This is a genomic window from Streptomyces achromogenes subsp. achromogenes (assembly GCF_000720835.1).
Lineage (GTDB): Bacteria > Actinomycetota > Actinomycetes > Streptomycetales > Streptomycetaceae > Streptomyces > Streptomyces achromogenes.
In genome coordinates, this window is record NZ_JODT01000012.1 from 38,925 (window position 1) to 62,125 (window position 23,201).

Here is a 23,201-nt window from a genome sequence, read left to right on the forward strand (position 1 = left end):
GGGATGCGACGGCTGTCGGCTATGCGGCTTCCCCGGACGGGCGGGGCTTGCCGCACGGCGTCAGGGTAACCGGGAGTCGGCTTGGATGGGCACCACGTCCACGAGACGGACGTGTGTGGCCGGAATGTCACGCAGGGATCCCGTGTGATGTAACAGGTGGCGTCCGACCATTAGCGGGAGGTCGGCATGGACCGGTAGTGTTCGGCATTGCCGAACGGTGACTGCGCACTACGCAGTCGAAGGGGACGGAGGCAGGACGGCGATGGCACGGAACATCCAGTCGCTCGAACGGGCGGCGGCGATGCTGCGGCTGCTCGCGGGCGGCGAACGGCGGCTGGGGCTGTCGGACATCGCCTCGTCGCTGGGTCTCGCCAAGGGCACCGCCCACGGCATCCTGCGCACTCTCCAGCAGGAGGGGTTCGTGGAGCAGGACGACGCCTCCGGCCGCTACCAGCTGGGCGCGGAGCTGCTGCGCCTGGGCACCACCTATCTGGATGTGCACGAGCTGCGGGCGCGGGCCCTGGTGTGGGCGGACGACCTGGCCCGCTCCAGCGGGGAGAGCGTGCACCTGGGGGTGCTGCACCAGCAGGGGGTGCTGATCGTGCACCACGTCTTCCGGCCCGACGACAGCCGGCAGGTGCTGGAGATCGGGGCGATGCAGCCGCTGCACTCCACGGCGCTGGGCAAGGTGCTGTCGGCGTACGACCCGGTGGCGCACAGCGAGGCGCTGGAGGCCGACCGGAAGCCCTTCACCGACCGCACGGTGTGCGACGCCGCCGGCTTCGAGCACATCCTCGACCTCACGCGCGCGCGGGGCTACGCGGCCGATGTGGAGGAGACCTGGGAGGGCGTGGCGTCGATCGCCGCGCCCATCCACGACCGGCGCCGCATGCCGGTGGGCGCGGTCGGCATCACGGGAGCGGTGGAGCGGCTGTGCCGGGAGGGCGAGCTGCGCCCGGAGCTGATCGCGGCGGTGCGGGACTGCGCCCGCGCGGTGTCCCGGGACCTGGGCGCCGGACGGTTCTGAGGAAACAGAGTCGGAGGAGAGCAGCCGGGATGCCACGCGGCATTCCGGCTGTTGATCTACCCTAAAACGGACAAAAAGCTCTATATCGTATGTCCGCGCACGAAGGTCGATAACCCGCAGCGATCAATAACGATCCTGTTTTCGATAACAGAACTCTTGACGCACGCGTAACGCCGAACAAGACTCCCGTCCATCGGTCGGCATTGTCGAACACCTACCGGCAATACGCGCTAGAGTGTGACAACGCCAAGGGCCGGCATCGCTCTCACCCACGAGGGCGCCAGAACCACCGGAGGGACCCGGGGTTCGGCTACCCCTGGACGAAGGACAAAGGAGTCGCGGGTGTCCAGCTCCGACATCTTCATCGGCGAGACCATCGGTACCGCCATACTCATCCTGCTCGGCGGCGGGGTCTGTGCCGCCGTCACGCTGAAGGCCTCCAAGGCCCGCAACGCCGGTTGGCTCGCCATCGCCTTCGGGTGGGGCTTCGCCGTCATGACGGCCGCGTACATCTCCGGGCCGCTGTCCGGCGCGCACCTCAACCCGGCCCTCACCGTCGCCCTGGCCATCAAGGACGGCGGGTGGAACAACGTTCCGGTCTACTTCGCCGGTCAGCTGCTGGGTGCCGTCATCGGCGCCGTCCTGGTGTGGGCCGCCTACTACGGCCAGTTCCTCGCCCACCTGACGGACAAGGAGATCGTCGGCGGTCCCGGCGCGCAGGCCACCTCGGCCAAGGCCGTCGAGGCCCAGGAGAAGGGGGCCGGCCCGGTCCTCGGCATCTTCTCCACCGGTCCGGAGATCCGGAACGTGGCGCAGAACCTGGCCACGGAGATCATCGGCACCGTGGTGCTGATCCTCGCCGTGCTCACCCAGGGCCTGAACGACCAGGGCAACGGCCTGGGCGTCATCGGCGGTCTGATCACCGCGCTCGTGGTGGTGTCCATCGGTCTGTCGCTGGGCGGTCCGACGGGCTACGCGATCAACCCGGCCCGCGACCTGGGCCCGCGCATCGTGCACGCCCTGCTGCCGCTGCCCAACAAGGGCGGTTCCGACTGGTCCTACGCCTGGATCCCGGTGGTCGGTCCGCTGGCCGGCGGCGCGATCGCGGCGGGCATCTACAACCTCGCCTTCGCCTAGGAAGCTTGCGGACAGCACGAGTCTTCGCGCGCACGCCGTACGCACAGCCCCATCCCCACGGACTTCCAGGAGCACACAGTGACCGACGCCCACACCGCAGGCCCCTTCATCGCGGCGATCGACCAGGGCACGACCTCCTCCCGCTGCATCGTCTTCGACCGGGACGGCCGCATCGTCGCCGTCGACCAGAAGGAGCACGAGCAGATCTTCCCCAAGCCCGGCTGGGTCGAGCACGACGCCAACGAGATCTGGACCAACGTCCAGGAGGTCGTCGCCGGCGCCGTGGCCAAGGCCGGCATCACCCGGGACGACATCAAGGCCATCGGCATCACCAACCAGCGCGAGACCACCGTGCTGTGGGACAAGAACACCGGTGAGCCCGTCCACAACGCCATCGTCTGGCAGGACACCCGCACCGACGCCCTGTGCCGGGAGCTGGGCCGCAACGTCGGCCAGGACCGCTTCCGCCGGGAGACCGGCCTGCCGCTGGCGTCGTACTTCGCCGGGCCCAAGGCCCGCTGGCTGCTCGACAACGTCGAGGGCCTGCGCGAGCGCGCCGAGGCCGGCGACATCCTCTTCGGCACCATGGACACCTGGGTCATCTGGAACCTGACCGGCGGTGTCGACGGCGGCCGGCACGTCACCGACGTCACCAACGCCTCGCGCACCCTTCTGATGAACCTGCACACGATGCGCTGGGACGACAAGATCTGCGAGTCCATCGGCGTGCCGGAGCAGATCCTGCCCGAGATCCGCTCCTCCGCCGAGGTCTACGGCGAGATCAGCGGCGGCCGGCTGGGCGAGCTGCTCGGCGGCATCCCGGTCGCCTCCGCGCTCGGCGACCAGCAGGCGGCCCTTTTCGGCCAGTGCTGTTTCTCCGAGGGCGAGACCAAGTCGACCTACGGCACCGGCACCTTCATGGTGATGAACACCGGCGAGAAGATCATCAACTCCTACGCCGGTCTGCTCACCACCGTCGGCTACAAGATCGGCGACCAGCCGACCGTGTACGCCCTGGAGGGCTCGATCGCCGTCACCGGCTCGCTGGTGCAGTGGATGCGCGACCAGATGGGCCTGATCTCCACCGCCGCCGAGATCGAGACGCTCGCGCTCTCGGTCGAGGACAACGGCGGCGCCTACTTCGTGCCGGCCTTCTCCGGCCTGTTCGCCCCGCACTGGCGCTCCGACGCGCGCGGGGTGATCGCCGGCCTGACCCGGTACGTGACCAAGGCGCACCTCGCGCGCGCGGTCCTCGAGGCCACCGCCTGGCAGACGCGGGAGATCGCCGACGCCATGGTGAAGGACTCCGGCGACGAGCTGGTGACCCTCAAGGTGGACGGCGGCATGACCGCCAACAACCTGCTGATGCAGACCCTGGCCGACGTCCTGGACGCGCCGGTGGTGCGGCCGATGGTCGCCGAGACCACCTGCCTCGGCGCCGCCTACGCCGCCGGTCTCGCCGTCGGCTTCTGGTCCAGCACCGACGACCTGCGCGCCAACTGGCGCCGGGCCGCCGAGTGGACCCCCCGCATGGACGCGGAGACCCGCGCCCGTGAGTACAAGAACTGGCTCAAGGCCGTCGACCGGACCATGGGCTGGCTCGACGACGAGAACTGAGCGGCTCATCCGGCTCAGTTCAGCTCTGACGAGGAGTAAGTACCCGACATGACCAGTCAGTCCACCCTGCAGTCCGTGCCTGCCCTGGGGACGCGCCCGGCCTCCGGCTCCCACCCGAGCCGCGCCGAGACCAGGGAGCAGCTCTCCAAGGCGTCGTACGACCTTCTTGTGATCGGCGGCGGCATCCTGGGCATCTCCACCGCCTGGCACGCCGCGCAGTCCGGGCTCAGGGTGGCGCTGGTCGACGCCGGCGACTTCGCCGGTGCCACCTCCTCCGCCTCCTCCAAGCTGCTCCACGGCGGCCTGCGCTACCTGCAGACCGGCGCGGTGAAGCTGGTGGCGGAGAACCACTTCGAGCGCCGGGCGGTCTCCCGCCAGGTGGCCCCCCACCTGGCGAACCCGCTCACCTTCTACCTGCCGGTGTACAAGGGCGGCCCGCACGGCGCGGCCAAGCTCGGCGCGGGCGTGTTCGCCTACTCCGCGCTGTCCGCGTTCGGCGACGGCGTCGGCCACCTGCTCTCGCCGGCCAAGGCGGCGCAGGACGTGCCCGAGCTGCGCACCGAGAACCTCAAGGCCGTGGCCGTGTACGGCGACGACCAGATGAACGACGCGCGGATGGCGCTGATGACGGTCCGCGCGGCCGTCGAGGCGGGCGCGGTCGTCCTCAACCACGCCGAGGTCACCGGGCTGCGCTTCACCCAGGGCCGGGTGACCGGCGCGGACCTGAAGGACCGCCTGTCCGGCGAGGAGTTCGGGGTCAACGCCCGCCTGGTGCTGAACGCGACCGGCCCGTGGGTCGACCACCTGCGCAGGCTGGAGGACCCGAACGCGGCGCCGTCCATCCGGCTGTCCAAGGGCGCGCACCTGGTCCTGAAGCGCACCTCCCCCTGGAAGGCCGCGCTCGCCACGCCCATCGACAAGTACCGCATCACCTTCGCCCTCCCCTGGGAGGACATGCTGCTGCTCGGCACCACCGACGAGGAGTACGAGGGCGACCCGGCGGACGTGTCCGTCAATGAAAAGGACATAGCCCAGATCCTGGACGAGGCCGCGTTCTCCGTCCGGGACCAGCAGCTGCGGCGCGAGTTGATCACCTACGCGTTCGCCGGTCTGCGGGTGCTGCCGGGCGGCCCCGGTGACACCGCCAAGGCCAAGCGGGAGACCGTGGTGACCGAGGGCAAGGGCGGCATGCTGTCCGTCGCGGGCGGCAAGTGGACGACGTTCCGCCACATCGGACGCACGATCATGAAGAAGCTGGAGGCGCTGCCGGGCCACCCGCTCGGCGACGACTTCGAACCGATCTCCTCGCTGCCGAAGAAGCTGCCGCTGCCCGGTGTCGCCAACCCGCGCGCGGTCGCCCACCGGCTGCTGGTCGACGCCCCGGCGCCCGGCCCGCGCATGGCCGCCGACACCGCCAAGCACCTGGCCACCCACTACGGTTCGCTGGCCTTCGACATCGCCCGCCTGGCGAACGACAACCCGGAGCTCGCCGAGCGCGTCCACCCCGACGCCCCCGAGATCTGGGCGCAGGTGGTGTGGGCCCGTGACCACGAGTGGGCCGAGACGCCGGACGACGTGCTGCGCCGCCGCACCACGCTGACCATCCGGGGCCTGGCCACGGACGAGGTCCGGGCGAAGGTCCAGAAGGTCCTGGACGAGAAGTAGGTCCGTCCGCGAGGAACGGGCCGCATCCGCGAGGGGGCGCCTCCGGCCGAGGGAGGCGCCCCCTCGCGCGTGCCCGCGTTTCCGTGGCGGCCCCCTCCGACGCCCGCGCGGCGCGGGCCGGTTGACGGCGGTGTCCGCGCTCCGCGCCGTGAGTCGGGCGCGTCCGCGTGTTCCGAGGTGGCGGACGGGGCAGTGATCCGTTCACTCCCCCGTGCAAGGGGGCTGCGGGCGCCCCCGCGGGACGCCGTAAGGTTGGTGGGTCAAGCGAGGGCACGTCGGAAGGAGGCACTGGGTGATCGAGCTGGAGGGGGTTCCCGAGCTGATCGACCCAGTCATGGTGGCCGCGTTCGAGGGCTGGAACGATGCCGGCGACGCCGCCTCCACGGCGGTCGCGCACCTGGAACGCGAATGGAAGGGCGAGGTGTTCGCGGCGCTGGACGCCGAGGACTACTACGACTTCCAGGTGAACCGTCCCACGGTGTTCATGGACGGCGGTGTGCGCAAGATCACTTGGCCGACGACGAGGTTGTCGGTGGTCCGGGTCGGCGGCGACAAGCCGCGCGACCTGGTGCTGGTCCGGGGCATCGAGCCGTCCATGCGGTGGCGTTCGTTCTGCAACGAACTGCTCGGCTTCGCGCACGAGCTGGGCGTGGAGCTGGTCGTCATCCTGGGTGCCCTGCTCGGTGACACCCCGCACACGCGTCCGGTCCCGGTCAGCGGGGTCACGTCCGATCCGGACCTGGCCCGCCGCATGGATCTGGAGGAGACCAAGTACGAGGGTCCGACGGGCATCGTCGGCGTCCTCCAGGAGGCGTGCACGCACGCGGGCGTCCCGGCGGTCTCGCTGTGGGCGGCCGTACCGCACTACGTCTCCCAGCCGCCCAACCCCAAGGCCACGCTGGCGCTGCTCAACCGCCTGGAGGACCTGCTGGACCTGCGGATCCCGCAGGGCGAGCTGCCCGAGGACGCGCGGGCCTGGCAGGTGGGCGTGGACCAGCTGGCGGCGGAGGACAGCGAGGTCGCCGAGTACGTCCAGACGCTGGAGGAGGCCCGGGACACCGCGGAGCTGCCGGAGGCGTCCGGTGAGGCGATCGCCCGGGAGTTCGAGCGGTATCTGCGGCGCCGGGACGTGGGCCCGCCGGGCGGGAAGCCGAAGCCGCCCGCCGCCGGCGGTCCGGCCGACGACGACGAGGACGGCCCGGAGGGCTGAGGGCACGGCCCCGAGGGCCGGCGGTACGGAAGAAGGGGCGCTTCCCGTGGGGGAAGCGCCCCTTCCGCTACAGCCTCACGGCCCCGGCCGGGGTGTCTACAGGGCCACGCCCAGCAGCGCGTCCACCGCCCGCGTCACCAGGCCCGGGGCGCCCGTGTCCGTGCCGCCCTCGTCCTCCTGCCGGGCCGCCCAGCGGTCCACCGCCGCGAGGGCGGCCGGGGCGTCGAGGTCGTGGGAGAGGGCCTCGCGGATCTCCTCCACCAGGGCGTCGGCCGAGGGGCCGTCGGGGCGGGAGACCGCCGCGCGCCAGCGGCCGAGGCGGGCCACGGCGTCCTGGAGCACCTGGTCGGTCCACTCCCAGTCGGCCCGGTAGTGGTGGGCCAGCAGGGCGAGGCGGATGGCGGCCGGGTCGACGCCGTCGCGGCGCAGCCGGGAGACGAAGACGAGGTTGCCCTTGGACTTGGACATCTTCTCGCCGTTCAGGGCGACCATGCCGGCGTGCACATAGACCTTGGCCATCGGGAACTCGCCGGTGAGCACCTGGGCGTGCGAGGCGCCCATCTCGTGGTGCGGGAAGGCGAGGTCGGAGCCGCCGCCCTGGACGTCGAAGCCCATGCCGAAGTGGTCCAGCGCGATGGCCACGCACTCGATGTGCCAGCCGGGGCGGCCCCGGCCGAGCGAGCCGCCGTCCCAGCTGGGCTCGCCCTCACGGGCCGCCATCCACAGCATCGGGTCCAGCGGGTTCTTCTTGCCCGGGCGGTCCGGGTCGCCGCCGCGTTCGGCGGACAGCAGCCGCATGGCGGCGGCGTCCAGGTGCGAGACCGCGCCGAAGTGCGGGTCGGACTCGACGGAGAAGTAGATGTCGCCGTCCAGCTCGTAGGCCGCGCCGATGTCACGCAGCCGCTCGACGAGCGGGACGATGCCGGGTATGGCCTCGACCGCGCCGATGTAGTGCCGCGGCGGGAGCATCCGCAGGGCGGTCATGTCCTCGCGGAAGAGAGCCGTCTCGCGCTCGGCGAGGGCGGTCCAGTCGACGCTGTCCCGCTCGGCCCGCTCCAGCAGCGGATCGTCGACGTCGGTGACGTTCTGGACGTAGTGGACCTGCCGCTTGGTGTCGAGCCACACGCGCTGAACGAGGTCGAACGCGTTGTAGGTCGCCGCGTGACCCATGTGGGTCGCGTCGTACGGCGTGATGCCGCAGACGTAGATGCGGGCGACGGGACCGGGGTCGAGGGTGACCAGGCCGCCGGTCGCGGTGTCGTGGATCCTCAGGTCGCGGCCCTGACCAGGCAGGGCGGGGACCTCGGAAGCGGGCCAGGCATGCATGTACATGAGCCTAACCGGCCCCGACCCGCAGGTACGAACGGGATCGCGCCGGATGACCGGTTCCGCGTTCTTGAACATCGGCGCCGACTGTGCTGGGCCCCCGTCCGCTCACCCCGCGTGGCCACGCGCGTGCGGTGGGGTGGCCCCGCGGGTGCTCATACCGGCGGCCAGGGGATGGCGGGCCAGTCGCCGCTCGGCTCCGGGTGGCGGCCGGAGGTGAGCAGCGCGTCGACCCGCGCGCGCGTGGCGTCGACCTCGGCGGTCGTGATCAGCGTGGCCAGCCGGGTGCCCAGGGGGCCGTCCAGGGCGTCCCGCAGTGTCTTGAGGACGCCGACGGCCTCCTCCGGCAGGGGTTCGCCGGCCCAGCCCCACAGCAGGGTGCGGAGCTTGTTGTCCACGTTGAAGGTGACGCCGTGGTCGATGCCGTAGAGCCGGCCGTCGGCGGTGGGCAGCAGGTGGCCGCCCTTGCGGTCGGCGTTGTTGATGACCGCGTCCAGGACGGCGAGCCGGCGCAGCCGCGCGTCGTCGGCGTGCACCAGCAGCGCGGTGCGGCCCTCGCCCACCTCGGCGAACCCGACCGCCTTCCAGCCCGGCTCCGGCTCCTCGCCGTCGACCAGGGCGAGCAGCTCGGCCTCGGGGTGGACGTCGATCCACAGCTGGCACATGCCCTCGCCGTACGGCCCCTCGCGCAGCACGGTGGGCGGCACCAGCTCCCAGCCGGTCGCCTCGGACACCTCGTAGGCGGCCACCTCGCGGCCCGCCAGGGTGCCGTCGGGGAAGTCCCACAGGGGGCGCTCCCCGGCGACCGGCTTGTACACGCAGGAGGCCTGGCGGCCGTCGAGGGCCACCGTGCAGAACAGGGCCGCGTTGGACGCCTCGCGGATCCGGCCGCGTACGGTCAGCTCACCGTGCGCGAGCAGCTCGGCCGGGTTCGGGTCGGGCGTCACGCTCCGCGGCGGTATCCGTTCTGGCGCGGACATACGTGTCCTTCCGGATCGAGCGGGAGGCTGCACAGCGGGCACGGCGGCCGCCCGGCGTTGACGACGTCGAGGGCGCGCTTGGCGAAGGCCCGGGCCTGCGCGCCGGTCAGCCGGACCCGCAGCATCGGGGGTCCGTTCTCCTCGTCCTGAAGCAGGCGCTCCTCGGCCTCGGCGAGGTCTTCCTCGTCGTCGGCGTCCAGCTCGACCAGCGCCTGCGCCTCGACGATCATGCGCTGGTCCTCGCCGTCCCAGGCCAGGGCCATGGTGCCGACGCGGAACTCCTCCTCGATGGGTGTGTCGAGCGGTGCGGTGTCGGTGATCTCGGCGGGGGCGACGGCCGGGACGGCGGCGCTGCCGCCACTACGCCGTACGACCTCGTCCAGCAGTTCGTCCATGCGCTCGGCGAGCGCGGCCACCTGGGTCTTCTCCAGGGCCACGCTGGTCACCCGGGAGCCTGCGATGGCCTGGAGGAAGAACGTACGGCGCCCGGGCAGTCCGACCGTGCCGGCCACGAAGCGGTCCGGCTGGTCGTAGAGGAACACCTGACGGGACACGTCCTGTCTCCATAAAGTCGTGGTTTCGAGAGGTTCGGCGGTTGGCCGTACGGGGCAGCGAACGGGATGGGTCGCTTCACCCTACTGCGGCCGACGATCACGGTGCGCCCGCACCGCCTCCGACCGGTGCGTCACCCTCGCCGGGTTCCTCGCGGGGGGCGAGCGAAGCGAAGTCCCCGGTGTCGCCGAGGCGGACGAGATACGGCCGGAGCCGGGTGTAGCGGATCGCGGTGACGGAGCAGGGTTCGACGGAGATCCGCTGGAACAGGTCGAGGTGCAGGCCGAGGGCGTCGGCGACGAGGGACTTGATGATGTCGCCGTGGGAGCACATCAGGTAGACGGCGTCGGCTCCGTGGTCGCGCTCCACGCGCGCGTTCCACTCGCGTACGGCCTCGGCGGCGCGGGTCTGCATGGCCCGCATGGACTCGCCGCCCGGGAAGGCGGCGGCGGACGGGTGGCTCTGTACGACCTCCATCAGCGGCTCGTCCTTCAGCTCGGCGAGCTTGCGGCCGGACCAGTCGCCGTAGTGGCACTCACCGATCCGCTCGTCGGTGTGGGAGCGCAGGCCGGGGCGGGCCTCCAGCAGCGGGCGCACGGTCTCCTGGCAGCGCTGCAGGGGGCTCGCGACCACCTCGGAGATCGGCAGTCCGGCGAGCCGGCCGGGCAGCGCGGCGGCCTGCGCGGCGCCGCGCTCGTCCAGGGCGACGCCGGGCGTCCACCCGGCGAGCAGCCCGGAGGTGTTGGCGGTGGAACGTCCGTGCCTTACGAGGATCAGCGTGGGCATGCGGCAAGGGTAGGCGCATCGGGAAGTGCGCCGTTGACCGGGCGAAGGGAGAATGCGCTCCGTGATCGTCGACTGCGCCGTCTACCGGCACGGGCACCGCAGCGAGGGGCCCTCGGATCTGTCCGACGCGCTCGCCGGGGCACGGGCCGCCGGCGGCTTCGTGTGGATCGGCCTGCACGAGCCCTCCGAGGAGGAGTTCGAACTGGTCACCCAGGAGTTCGGGCTGCATCCGCTGGCCGTGGAGGACGCCCTCAAGGCACATCAGCGGCCCAAGCTGGAGGTGTACGACGACTCGCTGTTCTTGGTGCTGAAACCGGTGGTGTACGAGCCGGAGAGCGACGCGGTCTCGGCCGGTGAGGTGATGGTCTTCGTCGGTGAGAGTTTCGTGGTGACGGTGCGCCACGGGGAGGGTTCGCCGCTGGCGGCCGTACGGCAGCGGCTGGAGCAGGAGCCGGAGATGCTGGACAAGGGCCCCACCTCCGTGCTGTACGCGATCGCCGACGCCACCGTGGACCACTATCTGGAGGTGGCCACGGAGCTGCAGAACGACCTGGACGAGCTGGAGACGGAGGTGTTCCGGCCGGACACCGGCGGTTCCCGCAACACCGCGTCCCGGATCTACACCTTCAAGCGGCAGATCCTGGAGTTCCGCCGGGCGACCGGCCCGCTGGCGCTGCCGCTGACCCGGCTGGCCGGCAGCGGCCCGCTGGGCAACTCGGTGCCGTTCGTGCACGACGAGTCGCGGCCCTTCTTCCGGGACGTGGGCGATCACCTCACGCGCGTGAACGAGTCCGTGGAGGCCCTGGACCGGCTGGTCTCGGACATCCTGTCGGCACATCTGGCGCAGATGAGCGTCCGGCAGAACGACGACATGCGGAAGATCTCCGCGTGGGCGGCGATGGCGGCGGTGCCCACGATGATCGCGGGGATCTACGGCATGAACTTCGACCACATGCCCGAGTTGCACTGGCTGTGGTCGTACCCGGCGGTGATCGTGCTGATGGCCGTGCTGGAGGTGCTGTTGTACCGGCTGTTCAAGCGGCGTGGGTGGTTGTGAGAGTGGTTGTGAGCGCGGGGCGGGCTGGGTGCTGGTGTGAACGCGGTTCACGCGGCTTCGGGTGCGGGGGCGGGGGCGCCGCCGAGGGTGTCGTGGGAAAGAAGGGCGCCGAGGGTCGTAACCGTGCGGCGCCGGGGGCGTTGTTCCCGGTGACGGCCGTGGCGGGGAAGACCCCCGAGCCCCCACCACGGCCGTGGAAATCCCCCGCCGCGCTTCCGCGCGGTGATGTCCCGCCGCGCTCCCCCTCGGGGTGGTCGCCGCGGGACTTCCCTCACGCCAGCCCGGCGCGCTCCATGGCCTCGCTGCCGGCCCGCAGGGAGGCGAGCCGCTCCTCGAGCGTGAAGCCGGCCGGGGCCAGGCTGAGGGTGGTGACCCCGGCGGCGGCATAGGCCTTCATCCGGTCGGCGATCCGGTCCACGGAGCCCAGCAGGGTGGTCCGGTCGATGAGGTCCTGCGGGATCGCGGCGGCAGCGCCCTGCTTGTCCCCGGACAGGTACTTCCGCTGGATCTCGGCGGCTTCCTTCTCGTAGCCCATGCGCTGGGCCAGCTGGTTGTAGAAGTTCTGCTTGGCGCTGCCCATGCCGCCGACGTACAGCGCGGTGTACGGGCGGAAGGTGTCGGCGAGCCGGGCCACGTCCTTGTCGTCGCCGAGGGCGATCGGCAGGGTCGGGCACACGTCGAAACCGTCGAGCGTCAGCCCCGCCTTCTCCCGCCCGGCGCGCAGGTACTTGACCGTGGTCTCCTCCAGGTGCTCGGCGGAGGGGAAGATCAGCAGCGCGCCGTCGGCGATCTCGCCGGTCTGCTCCAGGTTCTTCGGGCCGATGGCGGCGATGTAGAGCGGGATGTGCTCGCGCTGAGGGTGCACGGTCAGCTTGATCGGCTTGCCGGGACCGCCGGGCAGCGGCAGCGTCCAGTGCTCGCCCTCGAACGTCAGCCGCTCCCGGGTCATCGCCTTGCGGACGATCTCCACGTACTCGCGGGTGCGGGCCAGCGGCTTGTCGAACTTCACGCCGTACCAGCCCTCGGAGACCTGCGGGCCGGAGACGCCGAGACCGAGCCGGAACCGGCCGCCGGAGAGCGAGTCGAGCGTGGCCGCGGTCATCGCCGTCATCGCGGGCTGGCGGGCCGGGATCTGGAAGATGGCCGAGCCGACGTCGATGCGCTCGGTCTGCGCGGCGACCCAGCTGAGCACGGTGGCCGCGTCGGAGCCGTAGGCCTCGGCGGCCCAGCACACCGCGTAGCCCAGCCGGTCGGCCTCCTGCGCCACGGCCAGGTTGTCGCCGTCCATTCCGGCACCCCAGTAACCGAGGTTGATCCCGAGCTGCATGCGCGATTCCCCTTACCCGTGAGTAACGTGCTTGTGGGGCAGACCTTAGCGCGGGGGCGGGGCGGGAGGGCAGAGCGCCGGGACCACCACCTCGGGGAGGCGGGGGCCATCGCCTCGGGAAACGGAACGGCGGGGCCGTCCCCTCCGGCGGGCGGCACGCGGGGGTCGTCCCCTCCGGTGGACGGAACGCGGAGGTCGTCCCCTTCGGGGGTGGTTATCCACAGGCAACCCATCGCACCGGTTCTGGCCAGTAATCTCGCCCGCATGGAGCAGAGGCATCTCGGCCGTACCGGCCTGCGCGTGTCCCGGATCGGACTCGGCACCCTCACCTGGGGGCGGGACACCGACGAGCACGACGCCGCTGACATGCTGAAGACGTTCTGGGAGGCCGGCGGCACGCTCGTCGACACCGCCGACGTGTACGGCGACGGGGAGGCGGAGTATCTGCTCGGGCGGCTCATGGACGGGCTGGTGCCGCGCCGGGATCTGGTCATCTCCACCAAGGCCGGCAGCGTGCCCGACCCCGAGCGCCGCTTCGACGGCTCCCGGGGCCATCTGCTCGCCGCGCTCGACGCCTCCCTGGCCCGCCTCGGCACGGAGTACGTCGACCTGTGGCACATCCACGCCTACGACCCCGGGACCCCGCTGGAGGAGACGCTCCAGGCGCTCGACCTGGCGGTGAGCAGCGGCCGGGCCCGGTACGCCGGTGTCTCCAACTTCTGCGGCTGGCAGCTGGCCAAGGCGGCCACCTGGCAGCTCGCGGCGCCGGGCACCCGCACCCGGCTGGCCAGCACCCAGATGGAGTACTCGCTGCTCCAGCGCGGTGTGGAGCGCGAGGTGCTGCCGGCCGCGCTCGACCTCGGCGTGGGCCTGCTGCCGTCCTCGCCGCTCGGCCGGGGTGTGCTGACCGGAAAGTACCGGCACGCCACTCCGCCGGACTCGCGCGGTGCCTCCGAGGACCTCGCTCCGTTTGTCGAGCCGTACCTGGACGACACCGCGACCCGTATCGTGGACGCGGTGACGACGGCGGCCGACGGGCTCGCGGTCACCCCGCTCCAGGTGGCGCTGGCGTGGGTACGGGACCGGCCCGGGGTGGCCGCGCCGATCGTCGGCGCGCGCACCGCGCAGCAGCTCACGGCGGCGTTGTCAGTGGAGGCCCTTAGTCTTCCTGACGAGATCTGCCGGGCGCTGGACGATGTGTCGGCGCCCGTGCACCGCTATCCCGATCACGACTGGAGCACGCTGTGAGCACGGAGCCGGAGACCACGGAGGAAGCCGGGCCGGGGACGCCGGACACCCGTGGAACACGGGAGGGGGACGCCGACGCGGGTACGGAGGGGCGTACCGAGAGCGGCGCGGCCGAGGGGGCCGAGGACGGCATCGCGGCCGAGGGGGCGGAAGGCGCCGCCGCTGAGGACGAAGGTGCCACGGACGAAAGTGCCACCGAAGGCGCCGAGGGCGCCGAGGGCGCCGTCGGGGAGGGCGCGGTCGGCGCGGGAGAGCTGTCCGAGGCGGAGGCCGAGCTGGCCGCGCAGCGGATCGAGCGGGAGCGGATCGAGCGGCGCAAGGCCGAGAAGAGGGGCCCCATCGCCAGCGGCACCAAGCTCAGCGGCAAGGCGGCCGACCTGCTCGCGGCGGTCCGGGCGGTGGAGAGCGGCGAGAAGCCGGTGGCCACGGTGTTCACCGAGCCCGCCCCGGCACCGCGCCGCCCCGCTCCGGAACCGGTGCGCCGGCCCCAGCCCGCCCCCGCCGTCGCGCCCGGCGCCCCCGCGCCGGAGACCGTCGACGCCGTGCGCCCGGTGCTGACCGAGGGCGGCGCGCCGGACGCCCTGGCCCCCCAGGTGGCCGCGGTGCTCGGCGAGGGCGCCGGCACCGTGCTCCGGGAGGACCCCTGGCAGCTGCTCCGGGTCGGCGGGGTACGGCCGGAGCAGGCCGACGGCTTCGCGCGGGCGCTGCTCGGGCCGGACTGCGGCCCGGACGACGCGCGGCGCGGCCGGGCGCTGACGGTCTGGCTGCTGGAGCAGGCGGCCGTGGCCGGGCACACCGCCCTGGAGCTGCCCACGCTCACCGCGGCGCTCGGCCGGCAGGGCGTGCCGGACCCGGACGCGGCGGTGCAGGACGCGCTCGCCGAGGGTGAGGCGCTGGTGTTCCAGGACGCCCTGGAGGAGCCCGGCGCGCCCGCGCCCCAGGACACCGACGAGGAGCAGGAGCGGCCGGTCCGGGTGCTGGTCGGGCTGGAGCGGTACGCCTTGGCCGAGGAGAGCCTCGCCGACGGCCTGGCCCGGCTGGCCAACTCCGTGCCCGAGCAGGCCGGGCAGGCGTGGGAGACGGTCACGGCCGGGCTGTCCGGCGGCGCTGCCGAGCTGGCCCGCGCGGTCGCGGGACACGGCCTGGTGCTGCACACCGGCGGCGAGGCGGCCCGCGCCGAACCGGCCGCGCTGCTCGGCGCCGCCCGCGCGGCGGGCCTGCGGGCCTACGCCGCCTGCCACACCCCGAACGGGCGCGGCCGCCTGACGGCCTACCTGGCAGCATCCTCCGAGCGGCAGGGCGAAGCCACGGGGCGGCCGGGTACAGCTCCGGTCGAGCCGGGCGCAGCCGCCGCGGAGCCGGGCGCGGCGCCCGCACAGCCGGGGGACGGGCACCCGGCCCGGCCGGCCGGGGATCCCGGCGCCCAGGGAGTCGTCACCGTTTCCGGGCTGCTGGCCGGGGTCGAAGGGCCCGGGCGGGACGCGGACGGGGCTCTGGAGGTCGATCTGCTGATCGTGCTGGACGCGCCGCAGCTCGATGTGGAGAGTGCCGCGATGCTGGTGGAGTCGTTGCCCGACGGGGCGCGGCTGGTGCTCAGCGGTGATCCCGGGGTGCTGTGGTCGGCCGGGCCGGGCCGGGTCTTCGCGGATCTGCTCGCGGCCGGGGTCTGCCCGCAGACCGTCTCCCGCGTCCCGGACCCCGGCCCGCTGGGCGAGCTGGTCTCCGGCATCGGCGTCGGCGAGCTGAACCAGGTCGCCGCCCCCGGCAAGGAGATCGTCATCGTGCCGGTGCGGGACGCGGGCGAGGCGGTGCACCGGACGGTGCAGCTGGTGGCGGACTCGGTGCCGCGGGCGATCGGCGTCCCGGCCGGCCAGACCGTGGTGATCACCCCGGGCCACGGCGGCGCCGCGGGCACCCGCGCCCTCAACTCCGCGCTGAAGGAGCGCCTCAACCCCGGTCCCGGCCGGTTCGGCGGCTTCGACCCCGGTGACCGGATCGTCTACTCCCCCGCGCCGGGCCGTACGGTGCCGGGCGTGGTCGTGAAGGCCGACACCGACGGGCTGCACCTGTCGTGTGCCGGCGCCCCCGTCGTCGTGCCGCGCGAGCGGGTCGAGGGCAGCGTCCGGCACGGCTGGGCACTCACGGCGCACCAGGCGGTGGGCGCCCGCTGTCCGGCGGCGGTCGTGGTACTGCCCGGTGACGCGCCGCAGGCGCTCAGCCGCCCGTGGGTGTACACGGCGTTCGGGCGGGCGGAACGGCATCTGTCCGTGGTGCACGGCGTGGAACAGGCCCTGCCCAAGGCGGTCGCCGAGGTCCCCGCCAAGCCCCGCACCACGCGCCTGGCGACCCTGCTGCGCACGCAGGCGCCGGCGAGCTGACCCCGCCCTCCCCGACGCCACGGCGACGGGAGGGAGAGCGGGGTCCGGCGGTGCCGTACCGGGCCGGGCCTGGTACGGCACCGCCGGACCCGCCTCACTTGTCGGCGTCGAGCGGCTCCTCCTCGCCGTCCTCGTCGTCCTCGTCGTCCTCGTCGTCCTCGTCGTCCTCGACGAAGTCCAGCTCGTCCTCGTCCTCGTCGTCGGAGGCGTCGTCGTCGAAGACGGCGCTCACGTCGAAGCGGCACACCACCGCTTGCGGATCGATGTGCTCGAACGGCGCCGCCAGCCACTCCCCGGCCTCGGGTGGTTCCTCCGCCGCCGTGACCCAGAGCGTGGAGTCGCCCTCCTCCAGGCCGAACTCCTTGTGCCGGGAGGCGACCTCGTCCGGTTCGAACTCGCCGAACAGGATCCCCAGCGCGCCGGGGACGCTTCCGGCGGCCTCGTCCTCGTCCCCGCCGTCGTCGTACTCCGCCGCCTCGACCCGCTGGGCCTGGGCCAGCAGCCGCTGGGGTTCCGCCACGGTGTAGTCGCGGCGGATCAGCACACTGATCGCATGGGGTTCCCCGGGCCCGGCGTACGGCGGCAGCGTGTCCTCGGCACCGGGGATCTCGAAGGGCGTGACCTCGTCGTAGCGGTCGTAGAGCAGCTCGTCGTAGGCCTCGGCGGCTGCGGCCAGCTGGTTGAACGCCTCGGAGACGGCCGGGTCGTCCTCTCCCGACCTGCGTTCGATCGCAGCCAGATGACGGTCGAGCGCGGTCTTGACCGCCTCGGCGGCGGCGCGTACCTCGGCAGCGGTGGGCTGCGCAGCATCAGACATAGTGCAGACGCTATCCGTACCGGGCACCAGCCCGCACAATAGATGCGATGCCGGAATACGAATTTGTCGACGTGTACGTGCCTCGCGGGGTCTCCCGCAAGGAGGCGACGCGTCTGCTGACGGATCATGCCGAGTACGGACACTGGGAGTTGGACCGACTGAGTCTGTTGCGCGACGGCAGTCGCAAGGTGCGGCTGCGCCGGCGGATCATCCGCCAGGTGCGAGCCACATGGTGAGCCCGGCGCCGGGGCCGGGCACCTACGGAGCGGGCCCCGCCGGCATGGCAGGGCCCGCTCCGTTGTCCGCTCACCGTCTGTGCGGTCACCGTTTCCCGGTCACCGCGGTGTCACCCTGTCCCGGTCACCGCGGTGAGGTGGCCCTGTTCCGGTCACCGGTGCGCGGTCATCGCGCGGCCCGGGCCCTGCGGTAGAGGACCGTACCGGCGAGCAGCGCGCCCGCGCCGGCCGGCAGCGCGATACCGAGCGGCACGTCACCGCCGGTGTGCGCGAGCTGACCGACGGTCTGCGGCCGGCTGGAGCGGCCCGCCTCCGCCGTGGCCTCGGACCCGCCGCGGGGGCCGGAACCGTGCTGGGCCGGCGGGGTGCCGGGACCGGGGTGGCCGGGGTGGCCGGGGTGGCCGGGGTGGCCGGGGTGGCCGGGCTTACCGGGGTCGCCCGGCCGGCCGGGGTGACCCGGCTGCCCCGGCTTGCCCGGCTGCCCTGGGTCACCCGGCTTCCCGGGCTCCCCCGGATGCCCTGGCTGCCCCGGATGCCCCGGACCGCCCGGCTCCCCCGGCCCACCCGGCTTCGCGGGCGGGTTGCCGTACCCGCCGTCGTCGGCGCAGCCGTTGCCCGTCGTGGCGTTGCCCACACCGATGACGTCGACGCTGTTGCCGCACACGTTCACCGGGACGTCGACCGGCACCTGCACGGTGTTCCCGGAGCCGACGCCCGGCGAGCCGCCGGTGTGGCCGTCCGCGCGCGAGCCGTCTGAGCCGCTGCCCGCGGGACCGCCCGGCCGGCTCCCCGAAGTGCCGCCGTGGTGGGCGCACTTGTTGCCCACCGACGGGTTGAGCAGCCCGACGACGTTCACCGTGTTGCCGCAGATGTTCACCGGAGCGTGCACCGGCGCCTGCACCGTGTTGCCGGACAGTACGCCGGGTGAGTCCCCGGCGGCGCCCCTGGCGCCCGAGTCGGCGTGTGCGTAGCCGGTCGCGGCGGCGATCACGCCGGTCGCGGCGGCCATGGTCATCAGGCCCTTGCGCGTGCCCTCACGCATGCTGGATTCCCCCCTGCCTTCCGTGCTTTCGTTCTCCGAGAAGCCGGTCGGCCCCGGAGCGCGTGGCGCGCGCTCCGGGGCCGACGGCTCGTAAAAGGACGCCCCTCAGGGAGCCTGTGTCACTTGTTGACGCAGGCGTTGCCGAAGGCGGGGTTCAGGACACCGATCACGTCGATCGTGTTGCCGCACACGTTCACCGGGACGTGGATGGGCGCCTGGATGACGTTGCCGGACACGACACCCGGGGAGTTCAGGGCGGCACCCTGGGCACCGGAGTCGGCGACGGCGAGGCCCGCACCCGCGAGAACCAGACCACCGGTGGCGGCCGCAGCTGCGACGACCTTCTTGATCATTCTTCCTCCTAGTTGGCAATGCGACCCCAAGGCGCGGGATCACATCAGATGCAACGAGGAGGAACTAATGAAGCTACGAACTGATCGTCGCATTCACCCGTCTCAGCGCGTCTCGTACGATTGCCCGAATTACGACTGCCCGAAGAGCGCAGCGCCCTCCCCGGCCGGGGAGGGCACGGGGCGCGGCCTCAGGACGCGTCGATGAAGCGGTCGAGCACCCGCACGCCGAACTGGAGCCCGTCGACCGGCACCCGCTCGTCCACGCCGTGGAACATGCCGGCGAAGTCCAGCTCCGGGGGCAGCTTCAGCGGGGCGAAGCCGAAGCCGCGGATACCGAGGTCGTCGAAGGACTTGGCGTCGGTGCCGCCGGAGAGCATGTACGGGATCGCCTTGGCGGTCGGGTCCTCGGCGAGCAGCGCGGACTGCATGGCCGCCACCAGGGGGCCGTCGAAGCTGGTCTCCAGGGCCTTGTCGGAGTGCACGTCCTCGCGGCGGACGTTCGGGCCGAGCAGCCGGTCGAGGTCGGCGAGGAACTCCTCCTCGTGACCGGGCAGGAACCGACCGTCGACGTGGGCGGTGGCCTCGCCGGGGATGACGTTGACCTTGTAGCCGGCGTCGAGCTGGGTGGGGTTGGCGGTGTTGCTCAGGGTCGCGCCGATCAGCTTGGCGATGCCGCCGAGCTTGGCGATGGTGGCCTCCATGTCCTCCGGGTCCAGCTCGGTGCCGAGCGCGTCGCCCAGCTCGTCGAGGAAGGCCCGCGTGGTCTTGGTGACCCGCACCGGGAACTTGTGCCGGCCGACCCGGGCCACCGCCTCCGACAGCTCGGTGATGGCGTTGTCACGGTGGATCATCGAACCGTGCCCGGCGGTGCCGGCCACGGTCAGCTTCATCCAGTGCATGCCCTTCTCGGCCGTCTGGATCAGATAGAGCCGCCGCTGGTCGTTCACGGTGAAGGAGAAGCCGCCGACCTCGCTGATGGCCTCGGTGACGCCCTCGAACAGCTCGGGGTGGTGGTCGACCAGGTAGCGGGCGCCGTAGGTGCCGCCCGCCTCCTCGTCGGCGAGGAAGGCGACCACGATGTCCCGCGGGGGCCGGCGCCCGCTGCGCAGCCGGTCGCGGACGACCGCCAGCGTCATGGCGTCCATGTCCTTCATGTCGACGGCGCCGCGTCCCCATACGCAGCCGTCGGCGATCTCCCCGGAGAAGGGGTCGTGGGTCCAGTCGACGGCGTTGGCCGGTACGACGTCCAGATGGCCGTGGATGAGCAGCGCGGGCCGGGACGGGTCCTCGCCCTCGATCCGGGCCACCGTGGAGGCGCGGCCGGGGTGCGACTCGTAGATCTTCGGCTCCAGCCCGACCTCGGCGAGCTTCTCGGCGACCCATTCGGCGGCCTTGCGCTCGCCGGGGCCGGAGTGGTCGCCGTAGTTGCTGGTGTCGAACCGGATCAGCTCGCGGCAGAGGTCCACGACCTCGTCCTCGCCGGTGACGGTCCTGGCCGTGCCCGTCTCGCTCACGATGCTTCCTCCCGCTGTCACTGCTGGTGGTCCCCCTCATCCTCTCTCCGGCCCCGCCCCGGGCCCAAGACCGGGCCCCGCCTGTGACACGCCGTTCACGCGCGACCGGGGCCGGGACCTGGGGGTGATCGGACACCCCCGAAAGCCTGGTAATGTTTCCTTCGTCGCCGCGAGGGAAACCCCGCCGAAAGGCAAGATCTCGCACGACAGACACCTTGTCCGGGTGGCGGAATGGCAGACGCGCTAGCTTGAGGTGCTAGTGCCCTTTATCGGGCGTGGGGGTTCAAGTCCCCCCTCGGACACCAGCGAAAGACCCCAGTTCACCTGGGGTCTTTCTGCTTCTCCGGCTGCGGCGTGACCAAGCACGTGACCAACAGCCGAGCGAACTTCCTGGCTGGCCCGGCTGCGTGTCTTTCTGCGCAAGGGCGGGCGGCGGTTCTGAGGGGTCCGGCACGGCCCGTTTCAGCGCAGTGGCCGTACGGTGAGCGTGCCGTCGGGGCCGTGGGCGACTCGGGTGGCGTGGCGGCGGGCGTGGGTGTCCAGGACGGTGCGCAGCCAGGCGGTGTCGGCGGCGGTGGCATGCTCCAGGCGCATCCGGCGGGCCCGCAGCGGCACCAGCCGCACTCCGGTCAGCCGGCCGGTGCCGGGCTCGGCCGACACCAGATACAGCAGCCGCAGGTCGTCGCGGTAGCTCTCGTAGCCGCCGATGCCCTCGTAGTCGTCGACGAGGTCGCCGCAGCCGTACAGGACGAGCCGGTCCCGGTAGATCTCCGGCGGGCGCGGGTGGTGCGAGGAGTGGCCGTGGACGATGTCGGCGCCCGCGTCGACGAGCGCGTGGGCGAAGCGGACCTCGTCGCGGGTGACGGTGTAGCCCCAGTTGGGCCCCCAGTGGACGGAGGCGACGACGATGTCCCCGGGCCGCCGGTGGTGCCGCAGGCGGTCGGCGAAGTCGAGGGCGGCGGCCGTGGTCGGCCCGGCGGCGAGGGCGACGCCGGGGCGGTCGGCGGTGGCGGCCCAGTCGTGCGGGATGCCGCTGGAGGGCATGCCGAAGGCGAGGACCAGGACGCGTCCGCCGGTGCGCAGCGGGACGGCCGCGGGCCGCCAGGCGGCGGTCGCGTCGGGGCCGGCGCCGGCGGTGCGCAGTCCGGCGGCGGCGAGGGAGTCCAGGGTGTCGGCGAGGCCGGCGGGGCCGAAGTCGAGGACGTGGTTGTTGGCGAGGACGCAGACGTCGGGACGGGCGGCGGCGAGGCAGGGCAGGTTGGCCGGGTGCATCCGGTAGTGGACGGCCTTGCCGGGGACGAAGCCGCCGTCGGCGGTGACGGCGGTCTCCAGGTTGATCAGCCGGACGTCGGGCGCGGCGCGCGCCAGGACGGGCAGGGCCTCTCCCCAGGGCCAGGCGGGGTCCACGGGCCGGGGCACCGGGCCGTTCACGGCCTCGGCCAGGGCGATGTAGTCCCGGGCGTCGTGGACGTAGTCCTCCCGCAGGGCCGGATCGCCCGGGTGCGACAGGATCTGGTCGATGCCCCGGCCGAGCATGACGTCCCCGGCCAGGAAGAGGGTGACGGGTCCCTCGGGCTTGGTCGGCGGCCGGCCGTCCGGCATGGTCGCCGCCTAGACGTGCGCGGGCGCCATGTGGTCGGTGAACCAGGCGCACGCCAGCTCGGTGACCCGCTCCAGGGTGCCGGGCTCCTCGAAGAGGTGGGTGGCGCGGGGGACGACCGCCAGCCGGTTCTCGCAGCGCAGCCGGGCCTGGGCGTCCCGGTTGAGGTCGAGCACCATCGGGTCGGCGCCGCCGACGATGAGCAGGGTGGGTGCCGTCACCTCGGGCAGCCGGGCCCCGGCGAGGTCGGGGCGGCCGCCGCGAGAGACGACGGCGGCGGGCCGCGCGGCGGGGTCGGCGGCGGCCCACAGGGCTGCCGCGGCGCCGGTGCTGGCGCCGAAGTAGCCGAGGGCGAGTCCCTCGGCGTCGGGTTCCTCGCGCAGCCAGGCGGTGGCGTCCAGCAGCCGGCCGGCCAGCAGCCCGATGTCGAAGACGTTGCCCCGGTCGGCTTCTTCCGCGTCGGTGAGCAGGTCGAACAGCAGGGTGCCGAGCCCGGCGCGGTGCAGTCCTTCGGCGACGAACCGGTTGCGTGGGCTGTGCCGGCTGCTGCCGCTGCCGTGGGCGAAGAGCACGACGCCGGTGGCGCCGTCGGGCACGGTGAGCCGTCCGCCGAGCCGGACGGCGCCGGCGGTCACCGTGACCTCCCGGGCGCCGGAGGCGGCGCCCACGGTGTGCCGGTGGCGTTCGGCGGCCCGCCGCAGGCAGGCGGTGACCTCGTCGTCCTCGACCTGGGTGAAGTCGGTGTAGAACTGGCCGACGGCGGCGAAGTCCCAAGGGGTGTCCAGGCACACCAGGTCGTCGGCGTCCTCGCCGAGGCGGCGGGCGAAGTCGCGGGGGGCGACCGGGACGGCCAGCACGATGCGGGCCGCGCCCCGGGCGCGGGCGAGACGGCAGGCGACCCGGGCGGTGGAGCCGGTGGCGACGCCGTCGTCCACCACCACGGCGGTCCGGCCGGCGACCGGGGCCGGGGGTGCCGCGCCCCGGTAGCGCGCGCCGCGCTCCGCGAGGACGCGGCGCTCGCGTTCCTCGACCGCCGCGAGGTCGTCCGGTCCGACGCCGGTGGCGCGCAGCACCTCCTGGTTGATCACGCGGACGCCGTCCTCGCCGATCGCGCCCATGCCCAGCTCGGGCTGGTAGGGCACGCCGAGCTTGCGCACCAGCAGGACGTCCAGGGGCGCGTCCAGTGCCTCGGCGACGGCCGCGGCGACCGGTACGCCGCCCCGGGGCAGTCCGAGCACCACCACGTCCTGGCCCCTGAGGTACTCCAGTCGCTCCCCCAGCCGCCGTCCGGCTTGCGGACGGTTCGCGAAACGCACGGCGGCGCTCCTT

Annotated in this window: 20 protein-coding genes and 1 tRNA gene; 10 read left to right on the top strand and 11 right to left on the bottom strand. The window is 72.9% G+C overall.

From position 1 onward, the window contains the following. Positions 1 to 262 precede the first annotated feature (262 nt). The 5 genes from IH25_RS0113815 (at position 263) to IH25_RS0113835 (ending at position 6,656) form a co-directional block, all read left to right on the top strand. The gene (locus tag IH25_RS0113815; protein WP_030608365.1) at positions 263 to 1,027 is read left to right on the top strand and encodes an IclR family transcriptional regulator; all 765 of its coding nucleotides are present in this window, start codon (positions 263 to 265) and stop codon (positions 1,025 to 1,027) included. A gap of 342 nt (positions 1,028 to 1,369) precedes the next feature. Continuing rightward, positions 1,370 to 2,164, top strand: coding sequence for an MIP/aquaporin family protein (locus IH25_RS0113820; RefSeq protein ID WP_030608368.1), 795 nt, complete (start codon positions 1,370 to 1,372; stop codon positions 2,162 to 2,164). Positions 2,165 to 2,242: 78 nt separating this feature from the next. After that, positions 2,243 to 3,781 carry a glycerol kinase GlpK gene (glpK, locus tag IH25_RS0113825; RefSeq protein ID WP_030608371.1) on the top strand — a complete coding sequence of 513 codons (1,539 nt, stop codon included), beginning with the start codon at positions 2,243 to 2,245 and terminating at the stop codon, positions 3,779 to 3,781. Between the two features lie 48 nt (positions 3,782 to 3,829). Continuing rightward, a complete protein-coding gene (locus IH25_RS0113830) occupies positions 3,830 to 5,446 on the top strand; it encodes a glycerol-3-phosphate dehydrogenase/oxidase (protein ID WP_030608375.1) in 1,617 nt (538 codons plus the stop codon). 292 nt (positions 5,447 to 5,738) lie between these two features. Next, the gene (locus IH25_RS0113835) at positions 5,739 to 6,656 is read left to right on the top strand and encodes a PAC2 family protein (protein ID WP_030608378.1); all 918 of its coding nucleotides are present in this window, start codon (positions 5,739 to 5,741) and stop codon (positions 6,654 to 6,656) included. 96 nt (positions 6,657 to 6,752) lie between these two features. Here the strand turns inward: IH25_RS0113835 and mshC are convergent, their stop codons facing one another. From mshC to IH25_RS0113855, 4 genes are all read right to left on the bottom strand, one after another. Continuing rightward, positions 6,753 to 7,982, bottom strand: coding sequence for a cysteine--1-D-myo-inosityl 2-amino-2-deoxy-alpha-D-glucopyranoside ligase (mshC, locus tag IH25_RS0113840; RefSeq protein WP_030608380.1), 1,230 nt, complete (start codon positions 7,980 to 7,982; stop codon positions 6,753 to 6,755). 155 nt (positions 7,983 to 8,137) lie between these two features. Beyond that, positions 8,138 to 8,962 (bottom strand): SCO1664 family protein, encoded by an 825-nt coding sequence (locus tag IH25_RS0113845; RefSeq protein ID WP_051753919.1) that lies wholly within the window; start codon positions 8,960 to 8,962, stop codon positions 8,138 to 8,140. Beyond that, the gene (locus IH25_RS0113850; protein ID WP_030608384.1) at positions 8,926 to 9,516 is read right to left on the bottom strand and encodes a DUF3090 domain-containing protein; all 591 of its coding nucleotides are present in this window, start codon (positions 9,514 to 9,516) and stop codon (positions 8,926 to 8,928) included. The genes IH25_RS0113845 and IH25_RS0113850 overlap by 37 nt, the downstream gene beginning before the upstream one ends. Before the next feature lie 97 nt (positions 9,517 to 9,613). Then, the gene (locus IH25_RS0113855; RefSeq protein ID WP_030608385.1) at positions 9,614 to 10,300 is read right to left on the bottom strand and encodes a histidine phosphatase family protein; all 687 of its coding nucleotides are present in this window, start codon (positions 10,298 to 10,300) and stop codon (positions 9,614 to 9,616) included. 61 nt (positions 10,301 to 10,361) lie between these two features. Here IH25_RS0113855 and corA point away from each other — a divergent pair, with 61 nt between their 5' ends. After that, complete coding sequence (corA, locus tag IH25_RS0113860; protein ID WP_030608386.1) at positions 10,362 to 11,357, top strand: magnesium/cobalt transporter CorA; 996 nt, start codon at positions 10,362 to 10,364, stop codon at positions 11,355 to 11,357. Between the two features lie 271 nt (positions 11,358 to 11,628). On the opposite strand, the gene IH25_RS0113865 is transcribed toward corA, so the two are convergent. Next, a complete protein-coding gene (locus tag IH25_RS0113865; protein ID WP_030608387.1) occupies positions 11,629 to 12,684 on the bottom strand; it encodes an LLM class F420-dependent oxidoreductase in 1,056 nt (351 codons plus the stop codon). A 264-nt stretch (positions 12,685 to 12,948) separates the two neighbouring features. Between IH25_RS0113865 and IH25_RS0113870 the strand changes: the two genes are divergently transcribed. Together IH25_RS0113870 and IH25_RS0113875 are read left to right on the top strand one after the other, a co-directional pair. Next, positions 12,949 to 13,932 carry an aldo/keto reductase gene (locus tag IH25_RS0113870; protein WP_030608389.1) on the top strand — a complete coding sequence of 328 codons (984 nt, stop codon included), beginning with the start codon at positions 12,949 to 12,951 and terminating at the stop codon, positions 13,930 to 13,932. Further along, positions 13,929 to 16,310, top strand: coding sequence for a helix-hairpin-helix domain-containing protein (locus IH25_RS0113875; RefSeq protein ID WP_030608391.1), 2,382 nt, complete (start codon positions 13,929 to 13,931; stop codon positions 16,308 to 16,310). Before IH25_RS0113870 ends, IH25_RS0113875 begins: the two co-directional genes overlap by 4 nt. Before the next feature lie 94 nt (positions 16,311 to 16,404). Here IH25_RS0113875 and IH25_RS0113880 read toward each other — a convergent pair whose 3' ends face one another. Further along, positions 16,405 to 17,127 (bottom strand): hypothetical protein, encoded by a 723-nt coding sequence (locus IH25_RS0113880; RefSeq protein WP_030608393.1) that lies wholly within the window; start codon positions 17,125 to 17,127, stop codon positions 16,405 to 16,407. Positions 17,128 to 17,174: 47 nt separating this feature from the next. Between IH25_RS0113880 and IH25_RS39385 the strand changes: the two genes are divergently transcribed. Then, positions 17,175 to 17,363 (top strand): DUF5703 family protein, encoded by a 189-nt coding sequence (locus IH25_RS39385; RefSeq protein ID WP_043407302.1) that lies wholly within the window; start codon positions 17,175 to 17,177, stop codon positions 17,361 to 17,363. A 166-nt stretch (positions 17,364 to 17,529) separates the two neighbouring features. Here the strand turns inward: IH25_RS39385 and IH25_RS0113885 are convergent, their stop codons facing one another. The 3 genes from IH25_RS0113885 to IH25_RS0113895 form a co-directional block, all read right to left on the bottom strand. Next, positions 17,530 to 18,405 (bottom strand): chaplin, encoded by an 876-nt coding sequence (locus IH25_RS0113885; RefSeq protein WP_030608395.1) that lies wholly within the window; start codon positions 18,403 to 18,405, stop codon positions 17,530 to 17,532. A 119-nt stretch (positions 18,406 to 18,524) separates the two neighbouring features. Next, on the bottom strand, positions 18,525 to 18,758 hold the full coding sequence (locus tag IH25_RS0113890; protein ID WP_030608397.1) for a chaplin: 234 nt from the start codon (positions 18,756 to 18,758) through the stop codon (positions 18,525 to 18,527). 188 nt (positions 18,759 to 18,946) lie between these two features. Next, positions 18,947 to 20,272: a M20/M25/M40 family metallo-hydrolase gene (locus IH25_RS0113895; protein WP_030608400.1), complete on the bottom strand. Its 1,326-nt coding sequence runs from the start codon at positions 20,270 to 20,272 to the stop codon at positions 18,947 to 18,949. A gap of 217 nt (positions 20,273 to 20,489) precedes the next feature. Between IH25_RS0113895 and IH25_RS0113900 the strand changes: the two genes are divergently transcribed. Beyond that, a tRNA-Leu gene (locus tag IH25_RS0113900) sits at positions 20,490 to 20,577 on the top strand. Positions 20,578 to 20,734: 157 nt separating this feature from the next. Here IH25_RS0113900 and IH25_RS0113905 read toward each other — a convergent pair. Beyond that, positions 20,735 to 21,874, bottom strand: a complete 1,140-nt coding sequence (locus IH25_RS0113905; protein ID WP_030608403.1) for a CapA family protein — start codon at positions 21,872 to 21,874, stop codon at positions 20,735 to 20,737. 9 nt (positions 21,875 to 21,883) lie between these two features. Continuing rightward, the gene (locus tag IH25_RS0113910) at positions 21,884 to 23,188 is read right to left on the bottom strand and encodes a phosphoribosyltransferase family protein (protein ID WP_030608406.1); all 1,305 of its coding nucleotides are present in this window, start codon (positions 23,186 to 23,188) and stop codon (positions 21,884 to 21,886) included. Between the last annotated feature and the right edge of the window lie 13 nt (positions 23,189 to 23,201).